The sequence below is a fragment of the Pseudomonas sp. 50_B genome (assembly GCF_017491625.1).
Taxonomy (GTDB): Bacteria; Pseudomonadota; Gammaproteobacteria; order Pseudomonadales; family Pseudomonadaceae; genus Aquipseudomonas; species Aquipseudomonas danubii.
The window spans coordinates 185372-209147 of sequence record NZ_JAFGYX010000007.1; the positions used below are offsets into that span (position 1 = coordinate 185372).

A 23776-nucleotide genomic window follows, 5' to 3' on the forward strand; every position below is an offset into this window, starting at 1 on the left:
AGACGGGCGGCATTATACATGCGAAGCCCTACTCTCAAGAGGGCTAATTTCCACAGGTTGTGTCCGAATGACTGGCGAAATAAACATCCTGCCACTGCCCCAGGCGCCCGCTCCCGGCCCCTCGCGCCCTCAGCCGATCAGCGGCGAATTGCTCAAGCTGGTGCCGCCACTGGAAGGCCTGATTGCCGCCGGTCAGAGCGCCAAGGCTGAAGTGCTGTCGCTCAAGCAGACCGACCAGACCTTCCAGCTGCTGCTCAAGGTGACCCTGGACAACGGCCGGCAAACCACCGTGCAAGCCACCAGCAGCCAGCCCTTGCCCCAGGGCACCAGCCTGGCGGTGATCCAGCCTTCGGCCGGCAACCTGGCGATCACCGTGCAGCAGGCCATCGCCTCCAGCGTCGCCGCCCTGACGCGCCTGGATACCAGCCAACTGCCCGCCGGCACCCTGCTCCAGGGCAAGGTGCTGACTACCCAGCTCCTGCCCCAGGGCAGCAATCAGCCGGCGATCTACCGTTCCCTGGTGAGCCTGCTCAACACCGCGCAAAGTGGCGCCACCTTGAGCATCGACAGCCCGCAGCCGCTGCGTATCGGCAGCCTGCTCAGCGCCCAGGTCTCGGATGCACAGACCCTGAACTTCGTCCCTCTGGGCAACCGCCAGGAACAACTGGCCATCGCCGCACAACTGGCCAGCCAGCAAAGCCGCCAGGGTTCCCTGAACGGATTGATCAACCTCCTGCAGAACCTGCCCGCCGACAGCGAACTGACCACTTCCTCCGCCGACCTGCGGGCCGCCGTGGAGCGCTTGCTGGCCGGCCTGCCGGACCATCAACAGTTGAGCACCACGCGCGGCGTGGCCCAGGCTCTGCTGGGCAGCGGCCTGTTTCTGGAAGCCAAGCTGCTGGCCGGCACCAATCCCGGTCAGACGCCAGACCTGAAGGGCGACCTGCTGCGCCTGATCGCCCAGTTGACCCCGGGGCTGCCCTCCTCCAGCAGCTTCAATGCGATCATCGCCGCCAACACCCTGGCGCAATCGCTGCCGAGCTTCGTGCGCAGCGCCCTGGGCACCCTCGGCCAGGTCAGCGCCAAGACCTCACCCAGCGGCTTCCCGCTGCCGGAGCGTCTGCTGCAAAGCCTGGAAGGTGAAGGCGATCTGCAACAGTTGCTGCGCCTGGCCGCCGCCGCGGTATCACGCCTGCAGAGCCATCAACTGGCGAGCCTGGAACAGAGCGGCCAGACCGACGATGGCCGGCAACTGACCACCTGGCAGCTGGAAATTCCCATGCGCAACCTGCAGGACATCGTGCCCTTGCAGGTCAAAATGCAGCGCGAAGAAGCGCCGGAGCCTGAGCCGCAACAAAAACGTGAAGAGCGAGAACCCAAGCAGGCCTTGTGGCGGCTCGATCTGGCCTTCGACCTGGAGCCCCTGGGCCCTTTGCAGGTCCAGGCACAACTGACTCAAGGTCGGCTGTCCAGCCAGCTGTGGGCCGAACGCCCCTACACCGCGAGCCTGATCGAAAGCCACCTGGGCAACCTGCGCGAACGCCTGCTGGCTTCAGGGCTGGATGTCGGTGACCTGGACTGCCACCTGGGCATCCCGCCCCAGGGCCCGCAAACTCGATTGGAACAACGCTGGGTCGACGAAACCGCATGAAACACACACCTCCTCCACGCCAGGCCATTGCCCTCAAGTACGACGGCCAGCAAGCCCCGACCCTGACCGCCAAGGGCGACGATGAACTGGCCGAAGCCATCCTGAAGATCGCCCGGGACTATGAAGTGCCGATCTATGAGAATGCCGAGCTGGTGAAGCTGTTGGCGCGCCTGGAGTTGGGCGAGAGCATTCCACCGGAGCTGTACCGGACCATCGCCGAAATCATCGCCTTCGCCTGGAACCTCAAGGGCAAGTTTCCGGCCGGGCATGATCCGCATCAGGTGGGACTGGAGAAAGACATCACCGAGCGCGGTGACGATTATTGAAGAGAAGCCGCGGCAAGCGCTAAGTCGCAAGCTTCCCTCGGGAAGCTTGCGAATTGTGGCTAGCCTTTGTGCAGCTTGCTGACCAGCTCCGCCTCGGCCTGGGTCAGGCCGCAGGACTGGGTCAGCTCGTCGACACTGGCGCCCATGCCCACCAGGCGCGCGGCCTGGGCGAAGGACAGGCTGGAGGGGTCACGCTGCTCCAGTTGGGCCAGTTTGTCCGGCAACGGCGCCACCACCGCTCGCAGCTCATGCAGATCCTCACCCATGCGCACCGTACCGCTCTGGTAATGATCGACGCGCTTGGCCAGCTCCTTGATCCGCTGGTCACGCACGGCATCGCCTTCGGCCTGCTGGGCGGCGATCTGCCGCTGATTGCGGGTGTACGACAGGAATAGCGCCACAGTGGCGACCCAAAGGATCGCCAGGACAATCACCGCTACCTCGAGGATCAATCAGATACTCTCCAGTTCCGACCATTCCTCTTCGCTCATCATCTTGTCCAGTTCAACCAGAATCAGCAGTTCGCCGTTCTTGTTGCAGACACCCTGAATGAACTTGGCCGACTCTTCGTTACCGACATTCGGCGCGGTCTCGACTTCCGACTGACGCAGGTAAACCACTTCCGCCACGCTGTCGACCATGATCCCGACCACTTGCTTGTCGGCTTCGATGATGACGATCCGGGTGTTGTCGTTGACTTCGGTCGGCACCAGGCCGAAACGCTGACGGGTGTCGATCACGGTGACCACATTGCCCCGCAGGTTGATGATCCCCAGCACATAGCTGGGAGCACCCGGTACCGGAGCGATCTCGGTGTAGCGCAGGACTTCCTGGACGCGCATCACGTTGATGCCGTAGGACTCGTTATCCAGCTTGAAGGTGACCCATTGCAGGATCGGATCTTCGGAACCCTGTGCAGACGACGACTTATTCATACCCTGACCCCTCAAAAAACCGTTGAAAACGGCGTGTGTTCTGTGTGGCCACGTCCGACGGACATAGCCTGTTGTTGGTTTACTTCGGCTTGTGGGCCGCTTGACTGATAGCCATCTGCTTGGCGCCGCCGGTGGCAATCAACTCGGCCAGTTCAGCAACGTCAAGCAAGGCGCACATATGCTCAATCACCGTGCCGGCCAGCCACGGACGCTGGCCACGATGACTGCGCCACTTGATTTCGTTGGGGTCCAGGCGCAGGGAGCGACTGACCTGATGCACTGCCAGCCCCCACTCGTAGCCCTGGACCGAGATCACATACTGCAAGCCCTGGCGAAAATCATCACGGTAGCGATCCGGCATGACCCAGCGAGCGGTATCCAGGACTTTCAGATTACCGGCCTGGCTCGGCAGGATGCCGAGGAACCATTCCGGTTGGCCGAACAGCGGTGTCAGCTCCTGCCCTGCCAGGGAATAGATCGACCCCAGGCACACCAACGGCACTGCCAGGGTCAGGCCGGCGACATCGAACAACAGGCACTCGAAAGGTTCGGCCGCCCAGCTGGGACGGTCGCTACCGGAAACCGGAGGCGGTGTATTGTTCGGCGGCAGATGAACTTCCACCAGTGGCGGCACCAGGGCCTGGAGCATCGGCACCACCGGCGAGATCGAGCTCGGCAAGGGTTCCGGCGCCTCCATTACCGCAGGTGCAGGTGCAGGTGCAGGTGCAGGTGCAGCATCCCGGACAGCAGGTGCCGCCTGGTGCTGGGCCTGTGCGTCCCGCGCCTGTTCTTCCAACACTGCAGCCTGGAACTCATCCAGCACTTCGCTGGAAGCCTGGGACATTACCGGCGGGACCGGCGGAGCAACCTGGACCGGAGGCTCCGGTAGCTGTTCCTCTTCGGTAGCATCCTGCAGCAAAGCGTCCAGGTACGATTGCAGCGCCAGCTGAGGCCGGCTCTTGATATCCAGAGGACGGTTCATGAGGATGCCCACGCAAAAACCCCGATACAGTGATCTGTAGGGGTTATCGGCCGAGCAGTCGAGTGACTTGAATAGCGCTTCACGTCAAGCCACCTGCGCCACGAGTTGTTGGGCCAGCAGATGCTTGAGCAAGGCCTTGTAGGCCAGTACACCGCGGCTCTTGCCATCGAACTGAGATGGGGTGACCCCTGCCCGGCTGGCATCCCGCAAGCGGGTATCCACCGGGATATAGCCCTGCCAGATTTCGTCGGGAAACTTGTCCCGCAGGATCCGCAGAGTGCCCAGGGAAGCCTGGGTCCGGCGGTCGAACAGGGTCGGCACAATGGTGAACGGCAGCGGCTGCTTGCGCGAGCGATTGACCATCGCCAGGGTGTTGACCATGCGCTCCAGCCCCTTGACCGCCAAGTGCTCGGTCTGCACCGGGATCACCAACTGCTGGCTGGCCGCCAGGGCGTTGACCATCAACACACCGAGCAGCGGTGGGCTGTCGATCACCGCGTAATCGAAGTCCTGCCACAGCTGTGCCAGGCTCTTGGCGATCACCAGGCCCAAACCACTCTGCCCCGGTGACTGACGCTCAAGGGTGGCCAGGGCGGTGCTCGACGGCAACAGTGAAATGCGCTCATGGCTGGTGCCCAGCAACAACTGGCCCGGCAGGTCCTGGGGCACATTGCCCTTGTGCAGGAACAGGTCGTAGCTGCTGTGCTCCAGGCTGTCCGGGTCATAGCCGAAGTAGCTGGTCATGGAACCGTGGGGGTCGAGATCGACCACGACCACGCGCTTGCCCGCCTCGGCCAGCAAACCGGCTAAAGCGATGGAACTGGTGGTTTTACCGACACCACCCTTTTGATTGGCAACTGCCCAGACTCTCATTCGGTTTGTTCCTCCCGCCCGGCCACAGCGGGGCGAGACATAGCGCTAAGTTATAAAGCAGGTGACGGAGAATTGACGGCGCTTCCCTGTACCGGCGTTTTCACTGGGGTTGGTGCAGTTTGTGTGCCAGCACGCTTGAGTGCCGCATCCGGTGTCGCGTTGGCGGTTCCGGTACCGGTCAGGCTGCGACGCACATCCAGGTTGCGCGATACCACCAGCACCACCCGGCGATTGCGTGCCCGGCCTTCGGCGGTGGCATTGTTGGCCACCGGCTGGAACTCGCCATACCCCACCGAAGCCATTCGCGCGGGGTTCACCCCCTGCATCGCCAGCATCCGCACGATGCTCGCCGAGCGGGCCGAAGACAACTCCCAGTTGGTCGGGTACTGCGCGGTCTGGATCGGCAGGTTGTCGGTGAAGCCTTCGACATGAATCGGGTTGTCGAAGGGTTTGAGGATCTTCGCCACCTTGTCGATGATGGTGAACGCCTGATCGCTGGGCATGGCATCGCCGCTGCCGAACAACAGGCTGGAGTTGAGTTCGATCTCCACCCACAACTCATTGCCACGAACGGTCATCTGGTTGGAGCTGATCAGGTCGCCAAAAGCGGCGCTGATGTCGTCGGCGATGCTTTTCAGCGGGTCACTGCCACCGGAAATCCCGGCGTCGGTCTGCTCGCTGTCCTTGACCAGCGGCTTGGCCGGGGTCACGGTCTTGGGCCGCTCGTCACCGATGGGAATCGGCTTGAGACTGCGATCGGAGTCGGTGAAGACCCCGATCAAGGCTTCGGAAATCACCTTGTACTTGCCCTCGTTGATCGAGGAGATGGAGTACATGACCACGAAAAACGCGAACAGCAAAGTGATGAAGTCGGCGTAGGAAACCAACCAGCGTTCGTGGTTGACGTGTTCTTCTTGCTGGCGACGACGAGCCATAATCAGTCCATGAAGCCTTGCAGCTTCAACTCGATGGAGCGAGGGTTTTCGCCTTCGGCAATCGACAGAATGCCTTCGAGCAACATTTCCCGGTAACGGGACTGGCGCAAGGCAATGGCCTTGAGCTTGGCCGCGATCGGCAACAGCACCAGGTTGGCGCTGGCCACACCGTAGATGGTGGCGACGAAGGCCACGGCAATACCACTGCCCAACTGCGATGGATCAGCCAGGTTGCCCATCACGTGGATCAGGCCCATCACCGCACCGATGATGCCGATGGTCGGCGCATAGCCGCCCATGCTTTCGAAGACCTTGGCAGCCTCGATATCCCGGCTTTCCTGGGTGTAGAAGTCCACTTCAAGGATGCTGCGGATGGCTTCCGGCTCGGCACCATCGACCAACAGCTGCAAGCCTTTGCGCGAATAGGTGTCAGGCTCGGCGTCCGCCACACCTTCCAGGCCCAGCAGACCCTCCTTGCGCGCGGTCAGGCTCCAGTTGACCACCCGATCGATGCCCCCGGGCAGGTCCACCCGAGGCGGAAACAGAATCCACACCAGGATCTGCATGGCTCGCTTGAAGGCACTCAACGGCGACTGCAGCAAGGCCGCGCCGATGGTGCCGCCGAGCACGATCAGTGCCGCCGGGCCATTGGCCAGGGCCGACAGGTGACCCCCTTCCAGGTAGTTGCCGCCAATGATGGCGACAAACGCCATGATGATCCCGATTAGGCTGAGCACATCCATCAGAGACAGGCCTCGACCAGATGCCGGCCGATGTCGTCCAGGCTGTACACCGCGTCCGCCAGATTGGCTTTGACGATGGCCATGGGCATGCCATAGATCACGCAGCTGGCTTCATCCTGGGCCCAGACCGCGCTGCCGCCCTGCTTGAGCAGGCGGGCGCCTTCGCGACCGTCGGCGCCCATGCCGGTGAGGACCACCGCCAGAACTTTGTCGCTGTAGGACTTGGCCGCAGAACCGAAGGTGATGTCCACGCACGGCTTGTAGTTCAGACGCTCATCGCCAGGAAGAATCTTCACCGCGCCACGACCGTCGATCATCATCTGCTTGCCGCCCGGCGCCAGCAGCGCCAGGCCTGGACGCAGGATGTCGCCATCCTCCGCTTCCTTGACGCTGATCCGGCACAGCTTGTCCAAACGCTCGGCAAAGGCCTTGGTGAAGGCCGCGGGCATATGCTGAATCAGCACGATAGGTGCCGGGAAGTTGGCCGGCAGTTGGGTCAGGACCCGCTGCAGCGCCACCGGGCCACCGGTGGAAGTACCGATCGCCACCAGCTTGTAGGCCTTGCGCTTGGGCGCTGGCGATGCCGGGCCGGCAGCCGGTGCAGGAGCACGGACAGGAGCAGGCGCAGGCGCCGGACGACTGCCGCCAAAGCTCGACGGCGCCGGAGCCGGTGCAGCCGGTTGCGGCGCCGGGGCGCTGTAGCTGCTGAAACGGCGATTACTGCGCGAAATGCTGTGGACTTTCTCGCACAGCAGTTGCTTGACCTTCTCGGGATTGCGCGAGATGTCTTCGAAATTCTTCGGCAGGAAATCCACAGCCCCGGCATCCAGCGCATCGAGGGTCACTCGAGCGCCTTCGTGGGTCAGGGAAGAGAACATCAGGACCGGCGTCGGGCAGCGCTGCATGATATGCCGCACTGCGGTGATGCCATCCATCATCGGCATCTCGTAGTCCATGGTGATCACGTCCGGCTTGAGGGCCAGGGCCTGATCGATCGCCTCTTTACCATTGGTCGCCGTACCGACGACCTGGATATTCGAATCCGCTGAAAGAATTTCCGAGACGCGGCGGCGGAAAAAACCCGAATCGTCCACCACCAGGACTTTGACTGCCATAAACACTCCGTTAGGTGGGGCGAGGCCAACCGCCCCTCCCCGCCGAATCAAATACGCCGTGCGGCGTAACGCTTGAGCATGCTCGGAACATCGAGAATCAGAGCGATGCGGCCGTCACCGGTAATGGTGGCGCCGGACATGCCCGGGGTTCCCTGAAGCATTTTGCCCAAGGGCTTGATGACCACTTCTTCCTGGCCTACCAGTTGATCGACGACAAAACCGATCCGCTGGGTGCCCACCGAAAGGATCACTACGTGGCCTTCACGCTGCTCTTCATGAGCCGCGGAACTGACCAGCCAGCGCTTGAGGTAGAACAGGGGCAATGCCTTGTCACGCACGATCACCACTTCCTGGCCATCCACCACATTGGTGCGGGACAGGTCGAGATGGAAGATTTCGTTGACGTTGACCAGCGGGAAGGCGAACGCCTGGTTGCCCAGCATCACCATCAGGGTCGGCATGATCGCCAGGGTCAACGGCACCTTGATGACGATCTTCGAACCCTGGCCCTTGGTCGAGTAGATGTTGATCGAGCCATTGAGCTGGGAAATCTTGGTCTTCACCACGTCCATGCCCACGCCACGGCCGGAGACGTCGGAGATCTCGGTCTTGGTGGAGAAGCCCGGGGCGAAGATCAGGTTGTAGCACTCGGTGTCGCTCAGGCGGTCGGCCGCGTCCTTGTCCATCACGCCGCGCTTGACGGCAATGGCTCGCAGAACGTTGGGGTCCATGCCCTTGCCGTCGTCGGAAATCGACAGGAGGATGTGGTCACCTTCCTGCTCCGCCGCCAGCACCACTTTGCCGCCACGGGCCTTGCCCGAGGCTTCGCGCTCTTCCGGCGACTCGATGCCATGGTCCACCGCGTTGCGCACCAAGTGCACCAGCGGATCGGCCAGGGCCTCGACCAGGTTCTTGTCGAGGTCGGTTTCTTCCCCCACCAGCTCCAGGTTGATCTCTTTCTTGAGCTGTCGGGCCAGGTCGCGAACCAGACGCGGGAAGCGCCCGAACACCTTCTTGATCGGCTGCATGCGGGTCTTCATCACCGCGGTCTGCAGGTCGGCGGTCACCACGTCCAGGTTCGACACGGCCTTGGACATGGCTTCGTCGCCGCTGTTGAGCCCCAGGCGCACCAGACGGTTACGCACCAGCACCAGCTCGCCCACCATGTTCATGATTTCGTCCAGGCGCGCAGTATCGACCCGCACCGTGGTTTCTGCTTCGCTGGCAGGCTTTTCCGCTGGTGGCGCCGCTGCGGCACGAGCCGATGCCGGCGCTGCAGCCGCTGCCGGTTTTGCCGCCTCGGCCTTGGCTTCGGGCTTCTTCGCCACGGGCTTGGCGACGGCGGTGCTGGTTGCAGCAGCCGGTGCCGCAGCAACAGCCGCTGCCGGTTTGGCCGCACCCGGAGCCTCAGAGAACTTGCCCTTGCCGTGCAGCTCATCGAGCAGGGATTCGAATTCGTGATCGGTGATCAGGTCGCTACCGGCTGCGGCGGCGCTTGGCGCCGGCGCGGCAGGCACCGCGGCCACTGCTGACTCCAGTGCGTCCACGGCAAAGTTGCCCTTGCCATGCAACTGGTCCAGCAGGGCTTCGAATTCGTCATCGGTGATTTCGTCGCCAGCCGCGGCAGCACCAGCGGCAGCAGGAGGCGCTGCGGGAGCTACAGCATCGGGTGCGAACTGCCCCTTGCCATGCAGTTGGTCCAGCAGGGACTCAAACTCGGCATCGGTGATCTCGTCGCTGGCAGGCTCACCCTCGACCACCGGTGCGGCAGCAGGCGCAGCCTCGGCGTCGGCCTTGGCGGCATTCAGCGAGTCGAGCAAGAGTTCGAATTCGTTATCGGTGATATCCCCTGATGGGGCCTCAGCCTCGGGCTCAGGCTCGACAGCGACTTCGGCCACTTCTTCGACCGCCGGCGCTGCAGGTTCGGCACCGGCAGGCTCAGCGAGGCGCGCCAAGGCGGCCAGCAGCTCAGGTGTCGCGGCAGTGATTTCGGTGCGCTCACGGACCTGGCTGAACATGCCGTTCACCGCGTCCAGCGCCTCGAGCACCACGTCCATCAGCTCCGAATCGACCCGTCGCTCACCCTTGCGCAGGATGTCGAAGACGTTCTCGGCGATGTGGCAGCACTCCACCAGCTCATTGAGCTGGAGGAAGCCGGCGCCCCCTTTAACAGTGTGAAAACCGCGAAAAATTGCATTGAGCAAGTCCGCATCATCTGGCCGGCTTTCCAGCTCGACCAGTTGTTCGGACAGTTGCTCTAGAATCTCGCCGGCCTCAACCAGGAAATCCTGAAGGATCTCTTCATCGGCGCCGAAGCTCATTAATGGGTGCTCCTAGAATCCAAGGCTGGAAAGCAAATCGTCTACATCGTCCTGACCGGACATAACGTCTTCCCGTTTATCGGCATGAATCTGCGGACCTTCACCCTTGGCGAGATGTTTTTGCGGATCTTTTTCAGCGAGGATCGATTCACGGTCATGTTCGATGCCAGCGAAACGATCGACCTGACTGGCCATCAAGACGAGTTTGAGCAGATTGCTCTCGACTTCCGTGACCAACTGGGTCACACGCTTGATCACCTGACCGGTCAGGTCCTGGTAATCCTGCGCCAGCAGAATGTCGTTGAGGTGGCCCGAGACGGTGCGGGTTTCCTGCTCGCTACGCGTCAGGAAACTGTCGACCCGGCGTGCCAGTTCGCGAAACTCTTCAGCGCCGACCTCGCGCCGCATAAAGCGCCCCCAGTCTGCGCTCAAGGCCTGGGCTTCAGTGCTCAGGCCATTGACCAACGGAGTGCTGATCTCCACCAGATCCATGGTGCGGTTGGCGGCGGCTTCCGTGAGCCGGACCACATAGGACAGGCGCTCAGTGGCATCCGTGATCTGTGAAACTTCCTCGGCTTGCGGCATGTGCGGGTCAATCTGGAAATTGACGATCGCGCTATGCAGCTCGCGGGTGAGCTTGCCCACTTCCTGATACAGGCCGCGGTCACGGGTCTGATTGAGCTCATGGATCAATTGCACCGCTTCGCCAAACCTGCCCTTTTCAAGGCTTTCGACCAGTTCCAGCGCATGTTTTTTCAGGGTCGACTCAAAGTCGCCCAGTGAAGATTCGTTATGCTCCATAGCTCCCCCGTGGCGGAATGGCTACGTACATCAACCGATGCGTTCGAAGATCTTTTCGATCTTCTCTTTCAACGCCTGAGCCGTGAATGGTTTGACGACATAGCCGTTTACGCCGGCCTGGGCCGCTTCGATGATCTGCTCGCGCTTGGCTTCAGCAGTCACCATCAATACCGGCAGGTGCTTGAGTTTTTCATCGGCCCGCACGTGGCGCAGCAGGTCGATACCGGTCATGCCCGGCATGTTCCAGTCCGTTACCAGAAAGTCGATGCTCCCGCTGTTGAGTACCGGAATGGCAGTAGTGCCATCGTCGGCCTCGACCGTGTTGGTGAAACCCAGATCACGCAACAGGTTTTTTATGATCCGCCGCATCGTTGAAAAGTCATCAACGATGAGGATTTTCATGTTCTTGTCCAATTCGACCTCCAAGCAGTCTTAAACGCATCCAGCACCTGAACGCGCCATTCAATCAATTCGGCATAACACACAACGACTGCATGGAGCACATACTGCAAGACCGGTGCAGCGCTTGCTTCACCGGTCCTGATCGCAGTGTCCCCACACTGCCTGTCAGCGCGCTCGCCACTCCCCCAAACGCCCCCGCAAGCGGGCTGCGCACTGGCTGTGTAACTGGCTGACCCGCGACTCGCTGACCCCCAGGACCTCACCGATTTCCTTGAGGTTCAGCTCTTCGTCGTAGTACAGCGCCAACACCAGTCGCTCGCGCTCCGGCAAATTGGCAATCGCATCCGCCAACGCAGCCTGGAAGCGTTCATCCTCCAGGTCCCGTGACGGCTCGAGATGAGCACTGGCGCCATCCTCATGCAGCCCTTCATGTTCGCCGTCCTGCAACAGATCGTCGAAACTGAACAGGCGGCTGCCCAAGGTGTCGTTCAAAATCCCGTAATAATCGTCGAGACTCAATTGAAGTTCGGCCGCAACTTCGTGATCTTTAGCATCGCGACCGGTTTTAGCTTCAATTGCGCGAATGGCATCACTGACCATGCGCGTATTACGGTGCACCGAACGCGGTGCCCAATCGCCTTTGCGAACCTCGTCAAGCATCGCCCCTCGGATACGGATACCCGCGTAGGTTTCGAAACTCGCCCCCTTGCTCGCGTCGTACTTGGTCGACACTTCGAGCAAACCGATCATTCCGGCCTGTATCAGGTCTTCCACCTGAACACTGGCCGGCAACCGCGCCAGCAGGTGATAGGCAATACGCTTGACCAGTGGCGCATAGCGCTCGATCAATTCGTATTGGCTGTCACGTGCCGACTTCTTGTAGAGGTTGTAGCCGCTGGCAGTCATAGCACCGGTCCCGCTGTTTGATGCACTAGGCGCTCGACAAAAAACTCCAGATGCCCGCGTGGGTTCGCCGGCAACGGCCAGGTATCGACTTTTTGCGCGATGGCCTTGAACGCCAATGCACACTTCGAACGAGGAAAGGCTTCATAGACCGCACGCTGCTTTTGCACGGCCTTGCGTACGCTTTCGTCGTAGGGAACTGCGCCGACGTATTGTAAGGCCACGTCCAGGAAACGATCCGTGACCTTGGTCAATTTTGCAAACAGGTTGCGCCCTTCCTGAGGACTCTGGGCCATGTTGGCCAAGACCCGGAAACGGTTCATGCCGTAATCGCGGTTGAGCAACTTGATCAGCGCGTAGGCGTCGGTGATGGAGGTCGGTTCGTCGCAGACCACCAGCAACACTTCCTGGGCTGCGCGGACGAAACTGACTACCGAGTCACCAATGCCCGCAGCAGTGTCAATCACCAGCACATCGAGATTGTCACCGATGTCGCTGAAGGCCTGGATCAGGCCCGCATGCTGGGCAGGACTCAGGTGCACCATGCTTTGGGTGCCCGAGGCGGCCGGAACGATGCGAATGCCGCCAGGCCCCTGGAGCAGCACGTCGCGCAGCTCACAGCGCCCTTCAATGACATCCGCCAGGGTGCGTTTGGGGGTCAGACCCAGTAGGACATCGACGTTGGCCAGTCCCAGATCGGCGTCCAGCAGCAAGACCCGCCGACCGAGCTCAGCCAGAGCCAGGGACAAGTTCACTGACACATTAGTCTTGCCGACGCCACCTTTGCCGCCGGTCACCGCAATCACCTGTACGGGATGCATGCTGCCCATGTTCTTTCTTTACCTTGTCTTACTTAGACGGGGCCACATAACTGGCTGCGCGTTCACCATTGGAACAATGCATGGCAGACCATCGATGTAGATACACTGCAATCTATTCATGTCTACCTCAGCCGACCCGCTTGGTCGGGCTGTGATAGAGGTCAGCGAACATGTCGGCCATGGCTTCTTCGCTGGGTTCTTCCTGCATCTGCACACTGACAGCACGACTCACCAACTGGTGGCGGCGAGGCAGATGCAAATCGTCGGGAATCCGTGGGCCATCGGTGAGATAGGCCACTGGCAATTCGTGACTGATGGCCAGGCTCAAGACCTCGCCAAGACTAGCTGTTTCATCCAGTTTCGTGAGGATGCAACCGGCCAGACCGCAGCGCTTGTAGCTGTGGTAGGCAGCCGTCAGCACCTGCTTCTGGCTGGTGGTGGCCAGCACCAGGTAATTCTTCGCCCGAATCCCACGACCGGCCAGGCTTTCCAGTTGCATGCGCAACGCCGGGTCGCTGGCTTGCAGGCCGGCGGTGTCGATCAACACCACGCGCTTGCGCAGCAGCGGGTCCAGGGCTTGAGCCAGGGACTGACCAGGATCGACATGGGTCACCGACACATTAAGGATGCGCCCCAGGGTCTTGAGCTGCTCCTGGGCGCCAATACGGAAGCTGTCCATGCTCACCAGAGCAATGTTCTGTGCGCCGTACTTGAGTACATAGCGCGCTGCCAGCTTGGCCAGGGTGGTGGTCTTGCCCATGCCGGCAGGGCCGACCATGGCAATCACGCCCCCCTCTTCGAGCGGCTCGACTTCCGGGGTCTGGATCATCCGCGCCAGGTGCGCCAGCAACATGCGCCAGGCCTGGCGGGGCTCGTCGATTTCGCTGATCAGTGCCAGCAGGTCGCGCGCCAGCGGGCCGGACAGGCCGATGCGCTGCAGGCGACGCCAGAGGTTGGCCTGCTCAGGGCGGCTGCCCTGCAACTGGCTCCAGGCCAGGGAGCCCAACTGCACTTCCAGCAGCTCACGCAGACCGTTGAGTTCGAAACGCATGGAGTCCAAGGCCCGGTTATCGGGCGCCGGAGCAACAGGAGCCGGGGCCGGACGCGGACGCTCGGTCAGGGTCGGCTCGATCAGCGGCTCGGCGGCAGTCAACGGCAGACCGGCGAACAACTGGCGATTGGTGATCGAGGCACTGTCGCCCTCGCCCCGCAGGCTCAGTTCGGCCTGGGCGGTGACGATACGCGACTGGGTCTTGCGCAACTCGTCTTCAAGTTCCATGTTCGGAACCCGCGGCGACAAGGCTGACAACTTGTAATCCAGGGCAGCCGTCAACTCGACGCCCCCGGCAATCCGCCGGTTGCCGATGATGGCGGCTTCAGCGCCCAACTCATCACGAACCAGTTTCATGGCCTGACGCATATCGGCGGCGAAAAAACGCTTAACTTGCATAACCCACTACCTCAGCCGTTGGGCCCTACTGTCGCAACGATGGTCACTTGCTTGTTGTCGGGAATTTCCTGGTACGCCAGCACATGCAACCCGGGAACGGCGAGACGCCCGAACCGCGAGAGCATGGCGCGGACCGGACCCGCTACCAACAGAATCACCGGTTGACCTTGCATCTCTTGACGCTGCGCCGCTTCGATCAGCGAACGTTGCAGCTTTTCAGCCATGCTTGGCTCCAGCAGAACGCCTTCTTCCTGGCCTTGTCCTGCCTTCTGCAAACTGCTGAGCAAAATTTGTTCCAACCTTGGCTCCAAGGTAATCACAGGCAGCTCAGACTCAGTACCTACAATGCTTTGGACGATGGCGCGAGACAAGCCGACCCGAACCGCGGCAACCAAAGCGGCAGTATCTTGACTCTTGGCGGCATTGTTGGCGATCGCCTCGGCAATGCTGCGGATGTCCCGTACCGGCACCTGTTCAGCCAGCAGCGCCTGCAACACCTTGAGCAACTGCGACAACGACAGCACACCCGGCACCAACTCCTCCGCCAGCTTCGGCGAACTCTTGGCCAGCACTTGCAGCAGCTGCTGCACCTCCTCGTGACCAATCAGCTCGCTGGAGTGCTTGTACAGAATCTGGTTCAAGTGGGTGGCGACCACGGTACTGGCGTCCACCACGGTGTAGCCCAGGGACTGCGCCTGAGGCCGCTGGCTGATTTCGATCCACACCGCCTCCAGGCCAAAGGCCGGGTCACGGGCCGAGATACCGTTGAGGGTGCCGTAGACCTGCCCGGGGTTGATCGCCAGTTCGCGATCCGGATAGATCTCGGCCTCCGCCAGGATCACCCCCATCAGGGTCAGGCGATAGGCACTGGGGGCCAGGTCCAGGTTGTCACGGATATGCACAGTGGGCATAAGGAAGCCCAGGTCCTGGGACAGCTTCTTGCGCACACCCTTGATCCGCGCCAGCAGTTGCCCGCCCTGGTTGCGATCCACCAAAGGAATCAGGCGATAGCCAACTTCCAGGCCGATCATGTCGATCGGAGTCACATCGTCCCAACCCAGCTCCTTGGTCTCCATGGCCCGAGCCGGAGAAGGCAGCAAGTCTTGCTGACGCTGGACTTCTTCCTGAGCCTTGACCTTGACCAGGTTCTGCTTTCTCCAGAGCAGATAAGCCGCACCACCGGCCACTGCCGCCAGACTGAGGAAGGAGAAGTGCGGCATGCCCGGCACCAGCCCCATCACCGCCATCAGGCCCGCAGCCACTGCCAGCGCCTTGGGCGAAGCGAACATCTGCCGGTTGATCTGCTTGCCCATATCTTCGGAGCCCGAAGCACGAGTCACCATGATGGCGGCCGCGGTGGACAGCAGCAGCGATGGCAACTGCGCCACCAAACCGTCACCGATGGTCAGCAAGGCATAGACCTTGCCGGCGTCGGCAAAGGTCATGTTGTGCTGGAAGATACCGACCGCCATGCCGCCGATCAGGTTGATGAAGAGGATCAGCAGGCCGGCGATGGCGTCGCCGCGAACGAACTTGCTGGCACCGTCCATGGAGCCGTAGAACTCGGCCTCCTGGGCCACTTCCAGACGGCGCAGCTTGGCCTGATTCTGATCGATCAAGCCGGCGTTGAGGTCGGCGTCGATGGCCATCTGTTTGCCGGGCATGGCATCCAGGGTGAAGCGCGCGCTCACCTCGGAAATCCGTCCGGCACCCTTGGTCACCACCACGAAGTTGATGATCATGAGGATCGCGAAGACCACGATACCCACGACATAGTTACCGCCGATCACCACCTCACCGAAGGCCTGGATCACCTTACCGGCGGCGGCATGGCCTTCCTGACCGTGGAGCATCACCACCCGGGTCGAGGCCACGTTGAGTGCCAACCGCAACAAGGTGGCTACCAGCAGAATGGTGGGGAACACCGCGAAATCCAGTGGCCGCAGGGCGTACACACAGACCAGCAGGACTACGATCGACAGGGCGATGTTGAAGGTGAAGAACACATCCAGCAGGAACGCCGGTACTGGCAGCATCATCATGGCCAGCATGACCAACAGCAGCACAGGTACACCCAGGTTGCCTCGACCGAGGTCAACCAGGTTACTGCGAGCCGTGTTGATTAACTGAGAGCGATCCACCGATTTACCCCGTTCCGTAAAGCAAACTTTTGACGCCTGAAGCGGCTCGGGGCTGCTACTGCAAGAAGCCTTCCAACTTTGCCAAAGCGGCGCAATCCCGCCCTTGACCAGGAAGAACCGGGCTACCGGCGAACAAGATCGCGGGACCACCATTGCCGACTAGCGAAGCGCCCTGGGTCAGCTGCAAGAAACAAGGTTACAAGGCGAAATAATGGCAATTAGCCATTTTTCTGACGAAAGCAGGACGCACTCATTGGCAAGCCAGGCCCTGCATACCTACAGCTACAGGGGCTCGATGGGGCCGCCCGAGGATTGCTTGCCGCCAGTGTCGCGCCGCAGATCTGCCGGAATCGGCAAGTCCTTGAGCGGGTCCGGACGCTTGCCCTTGCCCGCGCGGTGCTGGCGGATCTGATAGACGTAGGCCAGGACCTGCGCCACCGCCAGGTACAGGCCCGCAGGGATTTCTTCTTCAAGCTCAGTGGAGTAATAGATGGAACGCGCCAAAGCCGGCGACTCCAGCAGCATCACTTCATGGGCCACGGCAATCTCGCGGATTTTCAGGGCCAAGAAATCGCTGCCCTTGGCCAGCAACACCGGAGCCCCACCCTTCTCGGCGTCATACTTGAGGGCAACGGCGTAGTGAGTCGGGTTGGTGATCACCACGTCAGCCTCGGGGATTGCCGCCATCATCCGCCGCTGAGACATCTCGCGCTGGGTCTGGCGAATCCGCTGCTTGACCTCAGGACGACCTTCCTGGTCCTTGTGCTCGTCACGCACCTCCTGCTTGGTCATCAACAACTTCTTATGGGCCTGGTAAATCTGCACCGGCACATCCACCGCTGCGATCAGGATCAGCCCGCACGCCATCCACAACGTGCTCCAGCCCACCACCTGGACGCTGTGGATGATCGCCAGTTCAAGCGGTTCGTGGGCAATGCGCAGCAGATCATCAATGTCCGCCGACAGCACCGAAAGCGCCACGAACAGCACCAGGCCGAATTTGGCCAGGGCCTTGAGCAGCTCGATCAACGCATTGGTGGAAAACATCCGCTTAAGACCACTCGCCGGATTCATTCGACTGAACTTGGGCGCCAGACTCTTGCCCGCGAACAACCAGCCCCCGAGGGAAATCGGCCCGATGATGGCCGCCAGCAGCAAGGTCAGCAGCACCGGCTGCACCGCCAGGATGGCGATCTTGCCCGAGTGCAGCAGGTACTGCCCCATGGCTCCCGGGCTGAGCAGCACCTCCCGGGGCAAGGAGAAATTCAGACGCATGATTTCCAGCAGGTCCTGGGCCAGACCACCGCCATACACCAGCAGACCGCCCGCCCCTGCCAACATGACGGCCAGGGTATTGAGCTCCTTGGAACGGGCAATCTCACCCTTTTCCCGGGAGTCCTTCTTGCGTTTCTCCGTGGGGTCTTCTGTCTTGTCCTGACCGCTCTCGCTTTCTGCCATGGCTCAACGCGCCTTTGCCAGTTCGCGTAAAAACTGCAGGGCCTCGGAGGCCAGCGGTTGATACTGATTGAGAATGTCAGCCAGGCTGACCCAGACAATGCCCATGCCGAGCACCAGCGTCAGGGGAAAGCCGATGGAGAAGATATTCAATTGCGGGGCGGCTCGGGTCATCACGCCAAAGGCGATGTTGACCACCAGCAGCGCGGTGATCGCCGGCAGTACCAGCAACAGCGCAGCCCCCATGACCCAACCGAGCTTGCCCGCCAGCTCCCAGTAGTGGTTGACCATCAGGCCACCGCCCACTGGCAGGGTGGTGAAGCTTTCGGTAAGGACTTCAAAGACCACCAGATGGCCGTTCATGGCCAGGAACAGCAGGGTCACCAGCATGGTGAAAAACTGCCCGATCACCGCCACCGAGACGCCGTTGGTAGGGTCGACCATGGAAGCGAAGCCCATGCCCATCTGGATCGCCACGATCTGCCCGGCGACCACAAAGGACTGGAAGAACAGCTGCAGGGAAAACCCCAGCACCGCACCGATCAGAATCTGCTCGGCAATCAGCAGCAGGCCGCTGAGATCCAAGGCACGCACTTCGGGCATGGGCGGCAGGCCGGGGACTATGACCACGGTAATCGCCAGGGCGAAATACAAACGCACGCGACGCGGCACCAGAGTGGTACCGAATATCGGCATCACCATCAGCAGCGAAGTGACCCGGAACAGCGGCAGCATGAAGCTCGCCACCCAGGTACTGATCTGAGTGTCGGTCAGCGCCAACAGGGACATCGGCTCAGCCGATCAGCTGAGGAATACTGCCGTACAACTGACGGATGTATTCCATGAAGGTTTGCACCAGCCAGGGACCGGCGACAATCAGGGTCACCAGCATCACCAGCAAGCGCGGCAGAAAGCTCAGGGTCTGTTCGTTGATCTGGGTGGCCGCCTGGAACATGGCCACCATCAAGCCCACCAGCAGGCTGGGCACCACCAGCACTGCCACCATCAGGGTGGTCAGCCAGAGGGCTTCGCGAAACAGGTCTACCGCGACTTCAGGAGTCATTGTCGAGCACCCGCAAACAAGGTTTTAAACACCGCCGAAACTGCCTGCCAAGGTGCCGATGATCAGGGCCCAGCCATCCACCAGAACAAACAGCATGATCTTGAACGGCAAGGAAATGATCAGCGGCGACAGCATCATCATGCCCATGGCCATCAGCACACTGGCCACCACCAGGTCGATGATCAGGAACGGGATAAAGATCATGAAGCCGATCTGGAAGGCTGTCTTGAGCTCCGAGGTGACGAACGCCGGCACCAGGATGGTCAGCGGTGCCTGGTCGGGGCTGGCAATGTCGGTGCGCTTGGACAGGCGCATGAACAACTCCAGGTCACTGCTGCGAGTCTGCGCCAGCATAAAGTCCTTGATCGGCACCTGGGCCTTGGCCACCGCCTCCTGGGACGTGAGTTTTTCCGCCAGGTAAGGCTGCAAGGCATCCTGGTTCACCCGGTCGAACACCGGAGCCATGATGAACATGGTGAGGAACAGCGCCATGCCGGTGAGGATCTGGTTGGACGGCGTCTGCTGCAGACCCAGGGCCTGACGCAGGATCGAGAAAACGATGATGATCCGGGTGAAGCTGGTCATCAGCATGACGAACGCCGGGATGAAACTCAGCGCGGTCATGATCAGCAGGATCTGCAGGCTGACCGAGTATTCCTGCTGACCGTCGGCATTGGTGCCCAGGGTAATCGCCGGGATCGACAACGGGTCGGCCGCCAGCGCCAGCGGCGCCACCAGCATCAGTGCCAACGTCAAGATGATGCGCAACGGCATTACTTCTTATCCTTATGATCCTTGCCCAACAGCTCCATCAGGCGCTGGGCAAACTCGGGCGTCGCCTGCTCGGCACTGGGCACCTGCACCGGTTCTTTGAGTACATGCAGCGGGGTGATGGTGCCCGGGGTCAGGCCCAGCAGAATCTGCTCGCTGCCCACTTGCACCAGCACCAGGCGATCGCGCGGCCCCAGGGCCCGGGAGCCGATCAACTCGATCACCTGCCCCTTCCCGGCGGGACCGGCCTGCTGCACCCGGCGCAGCAGCCAGGCGAGGAAGAAAATCAGCCCGATCACCAGCAGCAGGCCCAGCACCAGCTGGGTCAACTGCCCACTGACGCTGCCCACTGCCGGGGCTGCAGCCGCAGCTGTCGCCGCCGACTCTGCAGCCAGGGCGCCCAGGGGCAAACCGAGCACGACCACGCCAAGCAGCTTGCTCACTTAGCGCAGCTTCTTGATGCGTTCGCTGGGGCTGATCACGTCAGTCAGGCGAATACCGAACTTCTCGTTGACCACCACCACCTCGCCATGGGCGATCAGGGTGCCGTTGACCAGCACATCCAGCGGCTCGCCCGCCAGGCGGTCAAGCTCGATCACCGACCCCTGGTTGAGCTGCAGCAGGTTGCGGATGTTGATGTCGGTGCTGCCCACTTCCATGGAGATCGATACCGGGATATCGAGAATCACGTCCAGGTTGGGACCGTCTAGCGTGACCGGCTCATGGCTCTTGGGCATGCTGCCGAACTCTTCCATCTGCAAACGCCCGGAGCCGGATGCGGCGCCTGCATCGGCGGCCAGCAAGGCGTCGATATCGGCCTGGCCGGCATCACCGGTTTCTTCCAGTGCAGCAGCCCATTCATCGGCCAGTGCCTGGTCGTCCTGGGAGTTAATTTCGTCAGCCATCTTGGGTCCTCGACGGGCAAAAATTCATTGAACAGCAAACAGGTTGGAGCGCCGCTCAACGGCGCTCGATCGGCTCGATCACTTGCAGCGCCAGGTTGCCCTTGTGGGAACCCAGCTTGACCTTGAACGACGGTACGCCGTTGGCACGCATGATCATGTCTTCCGGCAGTTCCACCGGGATCACATCGCCCGGCTGCATGTGCAGGATGTCCCGCAGGCGCAACTGACGACGGGCCACGGTGGCGCTCAGCGGCACTGCCACATCCAGCACGTCCTCGCGCAGGGCCTTGCTCCAGCGCTCGTCCTGGTCATCCAGGTCAGACTGGAAGCCGGCGTCGAGCATTTCGCGGATCGGCTCGATCATCGAGTACGGCATGGTCACGTGCAGGTCGCCGCCACCGCCATCGAGTTCGATGTGGAAGGTCGACACCACGATGGCTTCGCTGGGGCCGACGATGTTGGCCATGGCCGGGTTCACTTCCGAGTTTATGTACTCGAAGTTGACCGGCATGATCGCCTGCCAGGCTTCCTTCAGATCGACGAAGGCCTGCTCCAGCACCATGCGCACCACCCGCAGCTCGGTAGGCGTGAATTCACGCCCTTCGATCTTCGCGTGGCGGCCGTCGCCGCCGAAGAAGTTGTCCACCAGCTTGAACACCAGCTTGGCGTCGAGAATGAACAGCGCCGTGCCACGCAGCGGCTTGATCTTCACCAGGTTGAGGCTGGTGGGCACATACAGCGAGTGCACGTACTCACCAAACTTCATGACCTGCACGCCACCTACCGCCACATCGGCGGAACGACGCAGCATGTTGAACATGCTGATCCTTGTATAGCGGGCGAAACGCTCGTTGATCATTTCCAGGGTCGGCATGCGTCCGCGGACGATGCGATCCTGACTGGTCAGGTCGTAGCTTTTGACACTGCCGGGTTCGGCAGCATGTTCGGTCTGTACCAGACCGTCATCGACGCCATGGAGCAGCGCATCGATCTCATCCTGGGACAGCAGGTCCTGCACGGCCATGTCGTGTTCCTACTGCAGTACGAAGTTAGTAAAGAGCAACTGCTCGACCACTACTTTGCCCACCTCTTTCTGCGCCACTTCCTGGACGCTGGCAGTGGCCTTCTGGCGGAGCATTTCCTGGCCAACCGGAGTCGCCAGGGTGTCGAAACTCTGTCCAGAGAACAGCATCACCAGGTTGTTGCGGATCACCGGCATGTGCACTTTCAGCGCATCCAGGTCGGCCTGGTTGCGCGCCAGCAGGGTAATGCTCACCTGCATGTAGCGCTGACGACCGTTCTGCGTGAAGTTGACGACGAAGGCCGGGGCCATGGGCTCGTAGATCGCTGCCGGCTTGACGTTGCTGGCGGTTTCCGCAACCGGCGCAGGCTTGCTCTGAGCACTGTGCATGAAGTACCAGGTGGCGCCGACCGACAAGCCGATGGCCAGCAACAACGCCAGAACAATCAAGAGGATAAGCTTGAGTTTGCTTTTCCCTGCGGTGGGTTTTTCTGCTGCTTCGCTCTTCGCCATGCCAATAATCCGTCACTATTCGGGGGTTCACAGTCGCACGGCAAGGCAAGAGCAAGTGTTATGCCAGATTTGTCCGAAATGGGGGGATAAGCAGCGGGGAAGGAGAAGCAAGGGGCATGGCGAGCTCTCTCGGCCACGCCCCCTCTGTCACTCAATCAGGCGTAATAGTCCACAGCGCTGGTGCCAATCACGGTCTGCACCGGGGCAGCCACTTCAGCCACGCCATGGGGCAACTCTTCGTCGCCACCGTCCAGGCGCATGCCACTGGTGCTGGAACCACTCCTGCGGTTCTGCTCCTGTTGCGCCTGTTCCTGACCTTGCCAGCCGCGAGACTGGTCGGAAACGTTGACGTCCACCTGCCCCAACCCCTGCTGGTTGAACATGTCTCGCATACGGTGCATCTGCCCTTCCAGGGCTTCACGGACACCGGCATGGGCACTCATGAAGGTCACCTGGGTCTGCTGATCAGGAATCATGTGTACGCGAATATCCAGGCGTCCCAGCTCCGCAGGTTGCAACTGAATGTCCGCCGACCTGAGGTTGGCGCTGGACAGGTACATCACCCGATTGACCACTTCATCGGTCCAACCGCTCTGGTGCATGGCCAGCGGCTGGTTGACCGGCACCGCATTGGCGGTCTTCGGCGTCGCGGCCTGAGTCAGGGCCGCCAGACGATTGGCGAAATCATCCACCCGGGTATCGCTGGAAGCCCCCTTGAGGTCTTTCAGGCCGTCGGCAATCAGGCCAGTGAAGGCCTTTTCGCCGCCCTGCTCGGTACTGTTCTTGCTGGTGTGCTGCTCAAGCATGCCGGCCATGCCATTGGCGAAGTTCTGCGCCGACGTCAACTGACCGTCGGCATCGGCATTCGCGGGTGCAGCCTTGGGCTGAGACTGACTGGAAGCCGATACATGCCCGCCTTGCTCCATGGCCAGACGCAGCGCTGGCAAGGCATCCAGCGGATCAGCCTCAGGATCGAAGGCCTCCTTGGGCGGCTCCGCCACAGGCGCCACCGTCGGCACTACCGCTGCCACCACTCCAGCGGGCGGCGCCACGGGCACTTCCACCTGAGGTTGCGCAGCCACTACCGGCGGCGGCACTTCGGCGACCTGAGGTTGCGGCTGGATCGTCGGCAACAGACTCGGGTCCACCGGCGCCGGATCCACCGAGGCGTCGGCCTGCGTGGTATCGGCCGGCTTGTTGTCATCACTGGCGGCAGTGGCGGGCTTGCTGTCGCTGCTCACCGGCTTATCGGCAGGCAAGGTTTTGCCGCTATCGGCAACCGCTGGCTGCGGCGCGGCAGACTGATCGCTGGCAACATCCTTCTTCGGACTGTTGTCGACGCTCTTGTCCCGTACGGGCTTGGGCGAGTTGTCGGCGAGGGCCGGCGACTTGTTCTGCGGCTTGCTCTGAGACTCCTTGGCATAGAGCTGCGCGAAGCTGGACGCCTTGTCCCCAGGCTCGGCAACGCTTGCCAGAGGGCTGGCAGGGGCCGCTTGAGTCTTGGACTTAGCGTTGGCCTGAGCTGTGGCCTGAAGAAGCGAATTAGGGGTAACAGCCATGGGACAGTCTCCGCTGCACGGGGATCAAAGGTACAGTTCAGAGACTTGACTGCAAAGGTCGAGCCAGCTTTATCAACCCGCTGACAAAAG

General features: G+C 61.5%; 25 protein-coding genes. 2 read left to right on the forward strand and 23 right to left on the reverse strand.

The genetic code is table 11. The annotated features are described in order from the left end of the window. Positions 1-67 precede the first annotated feature (67 nt). Positions 68-1651, forward strand: coding sequence for a flagellar hook-length control protein FliK (locus J5M73_RS12550; protein ID WP_207815736.1), 1584 nt, complete (start codon positions 68-70; stop codon positions 1649-1651). Next, entirely contained in the window at positions 1648-1977 is a 330-nt protein-coding gene (locus J5M73_RS12555; protein WP_207815740.1) for an EscU/YscU/HrcU family type III secretion system export apparatus switch protein, read from the forward strand. Before J5M73_RS12550 ends, J5M73_RS12555 begins: the two co-directional genes overlap by 4 nt. Before the next feature lie 59 nt (positions 1978-2036). Here J5M73_RS12555 and J5M73_RS12560 read toward each other — a convergent pair whose 3' ends face one another. The 23 genes from J5M73_RS12560 to J5M73_RS12670 form a co-directional block, all read right to left on the reverse strand. After that, entirely contained in the window at positions 2037-2429 is a 393-nt protein-coding gene (locus J5M73_RS12560) for a DUF2802 domain-containing protein (protein WP_102864001.1), read from the reverse strand. Beyond that, positions 2430-2912, reverse strand: coding sequence for a chemotaxis protein CheW (locus J5M73_RS12565; protein ID WP_011060011.1), 483 nt, complete (start codon positions 2910-2912; stop codon positions 2430-2432). Between the two features lie 79 nt (positions 2913-2991). After that, on the reverse strand, positions 2992-3894 hold the full coding sequence (locus J5M73_RS12570; RefSeq protein WP_207815741.1) for a CheW domain-containing protein: 903 nt from the start codon (positions 3892-3894) through the stop codon (positions 2992-2994). Positions 3895-3978: 84 nt separating this feature from the next. Next, positions 3979-4767 carry a ParA family protein gene (locus J5M73_RS12575; RefSeq protein ID WP_102864003.1) on the reverse strand — a complete coding sequence of 263 codons (789 nt, stop codon included), beginning with the start codon at positions 4765-4767 and terminating at the stop codon, positions 3979-3981. A gap of 50 nt (positions 4768-4817) precedes the next feature. Then, positions 4818-5702, reverse strand: a complete 885-nt coding sequence (motD, locus tag J5M73_RS12580; RefSeq protein ID WP_102864004.1) for a flagellar motor protein MotD — start codon at positions 5700-5702, stop codon at positions 4818-4820. Between the two features lie 2 nt (positions 5703-5704). Continuing rightward, complete coding sequence (locus tag J5M73_RS12585; protein ID WP_102864005.1) at positions 5705-6445, reverse strand: flagellar motor protein; 741 nt, start codon at positions 6443-6445, stop codon at positions 5705-5707. Next, positions 6445-7560 (reverse strand): chemotaxis response regulator protein-glutamate methylesterase, encoded by a 1116-nt coding sequence (locus tag J5M73_RS12590; protein ID WP_102864006.1) that lies wholly within the window; start codon positions 7558-7560, stop codon positions 6445-6447. Before J5M73_RS12590 ends, J5M73_RS12585 begins: the two co-directional genes overlap by 1 nt. Before the next feature lie 47 nt (positions 7561-7607). Next, a complete protein-coding gene (locus tag J5M73_RS12595; RefSeq protein WP_207815743.1) occupies positions 7608-9881 on the reverse strand; it encodes a chemotaxis protein CheA in 2274 nt (757 codons plus the stop codon). A gap of 12 nt (positions 9882-9893) precedes the next feature. Beyond that, the gene (locus J5M73_RS12600; RefSeq protein WP_102864008.1) at positions 9894-10682 is read right to left on the reverse strand and encodes a protein phosphatase CheZ; all 789 of its coding nucleotides are present in this window, start codon (positions 10680-10682) and stop codon (positions 9894-9896) included. Positions 10683-10712: 30 nt separating this feature from the next. Further along, the gene (locus J5M73_RS12605) at positions 10713-11084 is read right to left on the reverse strand and encodes a chemotaxis response regulator CheY (RefSeq protein ID WP_003183998.1); all 372 of its coding nucleotides are present in this window, start codon (positions 11082-11084) and stop codon (positions 10713-10715) included. 165 nt (positions 11085-11249) lie between these two features. Continuing rightward, complete coding sequence (gene fliA / locus J5M73_RS12610) at positions 11250-11990, reverse strand: RNA polymerase sigma factor FliA (protein ID WP_011060003.1); 741 nt, start codon at positions 11988-11990, stop codon at positions 11250-11252. Further along, on the reverse strand, positions 11987-12817 hold the full coding sequence (fleN, locus tag J5M73_RS12615) for a flagellar synthesis regulator FleN (protein ID WP_016963180.1): 831 nt from the start codon (positions 12815-12817) through the stop codon (positions 11987-11989). Before fleN ends, fliA begins: the two co-directional genes overlap by 4 nt. 118 nt (positions 12818-12935) lie before the next feature. Beyond that, complete coding sequence (flhF, locus tag J5M73_RS12620) at positions 12936-14258, reverse strand: flagellar biosynthesis protein FlhF (protein WP_102864009.1); 1323 nt, start codon at positions 14256-14258, stop codon at positions 12936-12938. An 11-nt stretch (positions 14259-14269) separates the two neighbouring features. After that, positions 14270-16399, reverse strand: a complete 2130-nt coding sequence (flhA, locus tag J5M73_RS12625; RefSeq protein ID WP_102864010.1) for a flagellar biosynthesis protein FlhA — start codon at positions 16397-16399, stop codon at positions 14270-14272. Positions 16400-16681: 282 nt separating this feature from the next. Further along, positions 16682-17857 (reverse strand): flagellar biosynthesis protein FlhB, encoded by a 1176-nt coding sequence (flhB, locus tag J5M73_RS12630; protein ID WP_102864011.1) that lies wholly within the window; start codon positions 17855-17857, stop codon positions 16682-16684. Between the two features lie 3 nt (positions 17858-17860). Further along, entirely contained in the window at positions 17861-18643 is a 783-nt protein-coding gene (gene fliR / locus J5M73_RS12635) for a flagellar biosynthetic protein FliR (protein ID WP_102864012.1), read from the reverse strand. 4 nt (positions 18644-18647) lie between these two features. Further along, complete coding sequence (gene fliQ / locus J5M73_RS12640) at positions 18648-18917, reverse strand: flagellar biosynthesis protein FliQ (RefSeq protein WP_102864013.1); 270 nt, start codon at positions 18915-18917, stop codon at positions 18648-18650. Positions 18918-18941: 24 nt separating this feature from the next. Further along, positions 18942-19691: a flagellar type III secretion system pore protein FliP gene (fliP, locus tag J5M73_RS12645; protein ID WP_102864014.1), complete on the reverse strand. Its 750-nt coding sequence runs from the start codon at positions 19689-19691 to the stop codon at positions 18942-18944. Next, entirely contained in the window at positions 19691-20131 is a 441-nt protein-coding gene (gene fliO / locus J5M73_RS12650) for a flagellar biosynthetic protein FliO (protein WP_102864015.1), read from the reverse strand. Before fliO ends, fliP begins: the two co-directional genes overlap by 1 nt. Continuing rightward, positions 20132-20593, reverse strand: a complete 462-nt coding sequence (gene fliN / locus J5M73_RS12655; RefSeq protein ID WP_102864016.1) for a flagellar motor switch protein FliN — start codon at positions 20591-20593, stop codon at positions 20132-20134. It abuts the gene before it with no gap. A gap of 55 nt (positions 20594-20648) precedes the next feature. Continuing rightward, positions 20649-21617, reverse strand: coding sequence for a flagellar motor switch protein FliM (gene fliM, locus J5M73_RS12660; RefSeq protein WP_011059984.1), 969 nt, complete (start codon positions 21615-21617; stop codon positions 20649-20651). 9 nt (positions 21618-21626) lie between these two features. Continuing rightward, positions 21627-22127 (reverse strand): flagellar basal body-associated protein FliL, encoded by a 501-nt coding sequence (gene fliL, locus J5M73_RS12665; protein WP_102864017.1) that lies wholly within the window; start codon positions 22125-22127, stop codon positions 21627-21629. A gap of 155 nt (positions 22128-22282) precedes the next feature. Next, positions 22283-23686 (reverse strand): flagellar hook-length control protein FliK, encoded by a 1404-nt coding sequence (locus J5M73_RS12670; protein WP_207815744.1) that lies wholly within the window; start codon positions 23684-23686, stop codon positions 22283-22285. Positions 23687-23776 lie beyond the last annotated feature (90 nt).

Coding starts and splice junctions, on each gene's coding strand:
- J5M73_RS12550 (WP_207815736.1), top strand. CDS start 68: ATGACTGGCGAAATAAACATCCTGCCACTGCCCCAGGCGCCCGCTCCC.
- J5M73_RS12555 (WP_207815740.1), top strand. CDS start 1,648: ATGAAACACACACCTCCTCCACGCCAGGCCATTGCCCTCAAGTACGAC.
- J5M73_RS12565 (WP_011060011.1), bottom strand. CDS start 2,912: ATGAATAAGTCGTCGTCTGCACAGGGTTCCGAAGATCCGATCCTGCAA.
- J5M73_RS12570 (WP_207815741.1), bottom strand. CDS start 3,894: ATGAACCGTCCTCTGGATATCAAGAGCCGGCCTCAGCTGGCGCTGCAA.
- J5M73_RS12575 (WP_102864003.1), bottom strand. CDS start 4,767: ATGAGAGTCTGGGCAGTTGCCAATCAAAAGGGTGGTGTCGGTAAAACC.
- motD (WP_102864004.1), bottom strand. CDS start 5,702: ATGGCTCGTCGTCGCCAGCAAGAAGAACACGTCAACCACGAACGCTGG.
- J5M73_RS12585 (WP_102864005.1), bottom strand. CDS start 6,445: ATGGATGTGCTCAGCCTAATCGGGATCATCATGGCGTTTGTCGCCATC.
- J5M73_RS12590 (WP_102864006.1), bottom strand. CDS start 7,560: ATGGCAGTCAAAGTCCTGGTGGTGGACGATTCGGGTTTTTTCCGCCGC.
- J5M73_RS12595 (WP_207815743.1), bottom strand. CDS start 9,881: ATGAGCTTCGGCGCCGATGAAGAGATCCTTCAGGATTTCCTGGTTGAG.
- J5M73_RS12600 (WP_102864008.1), bottom strand. CDS start 10,682: ATGGAGCATAACGAATCTTCACTGGGCGACTTTGAGTCGACCCTGAAA.
- J5M73_RS12605 (WP_003183998.1), bottom strand. CDS start 11,084: ATGAAAATCCTCATCGTTGATGACTTTTCAACGATGCGGCGGATCATA.
- fliA (WP_011060003.1), bottom strand. CDS start 11,990: ATGACTGCCAGCGGCTACAACCTCTACAAGAAGTCGGCACGTGACAGC.
- fleN (WP_016963180.1), bottom strand. CDS start 12,817: ATGGGCAGCATGCATCCCGTACAGGTGATTGCGGTGACCGGCGGCAAA.
- flhF (WP_102864009.1), bottom strand. CDS start 14,258: ATGCAAGTTAAGCGTTTTTTCGCCGCCGATATGCGTCAGGCCATGAAA.
- flhB (WP_102864011.1), bottom strand. CDS start 17,857: ATGGCAGAAAGCGAGAGCGGTCAGGACAAGACAGAAGACCCCACGGAG.
- fliR (WP_102864012.1), bottom strand. CDS start 18,643: ATGTCCCTGTTGGCGCTGACCGACACTCAGATCAGTACCTGGGTGGCG.
- fliQ (WP_102864013.1), bottom strand. CDS start 18,917: ATGACTCCTGAAGTCGCGGTAGACCTGTTTCGCGAAGCCCTCTGGCTG.
- fliP (WP_102864014.1), bottom strand. CDS start 19,691: ATGCCGTTGCGCATCATCTTGACGTTGGCACTGATGCTGGTGGCGCCG.
- fliN (WP_102864016.1), bottom strand. CDS start 20,593: ATGGCTGACGAAATTAACTCCCAGGACGACCAGGCACTGGCCGATGAA.
- fliM (WP_011059984.1), bottom strand. CDS start 21,617: ATGGCCGTGCAGGACCTGCTGTCCCAGGATGAGATCGATGCGCTGCTC.
- fliL (WP_102864017.1), bottom strand. CDS start 22,127: ATGGCGAAGAGCGAAGCAGCAGAAAAACCCACCGCAGGGAAAAGCAAA.
- J5M73_RS12670 (WP_207815744.1), bottom strand. CDS start 23,686: ATGGCTGTTACCCCTAATTCGCTTCTTCAGGCCACAGCTCAGGCCAAC.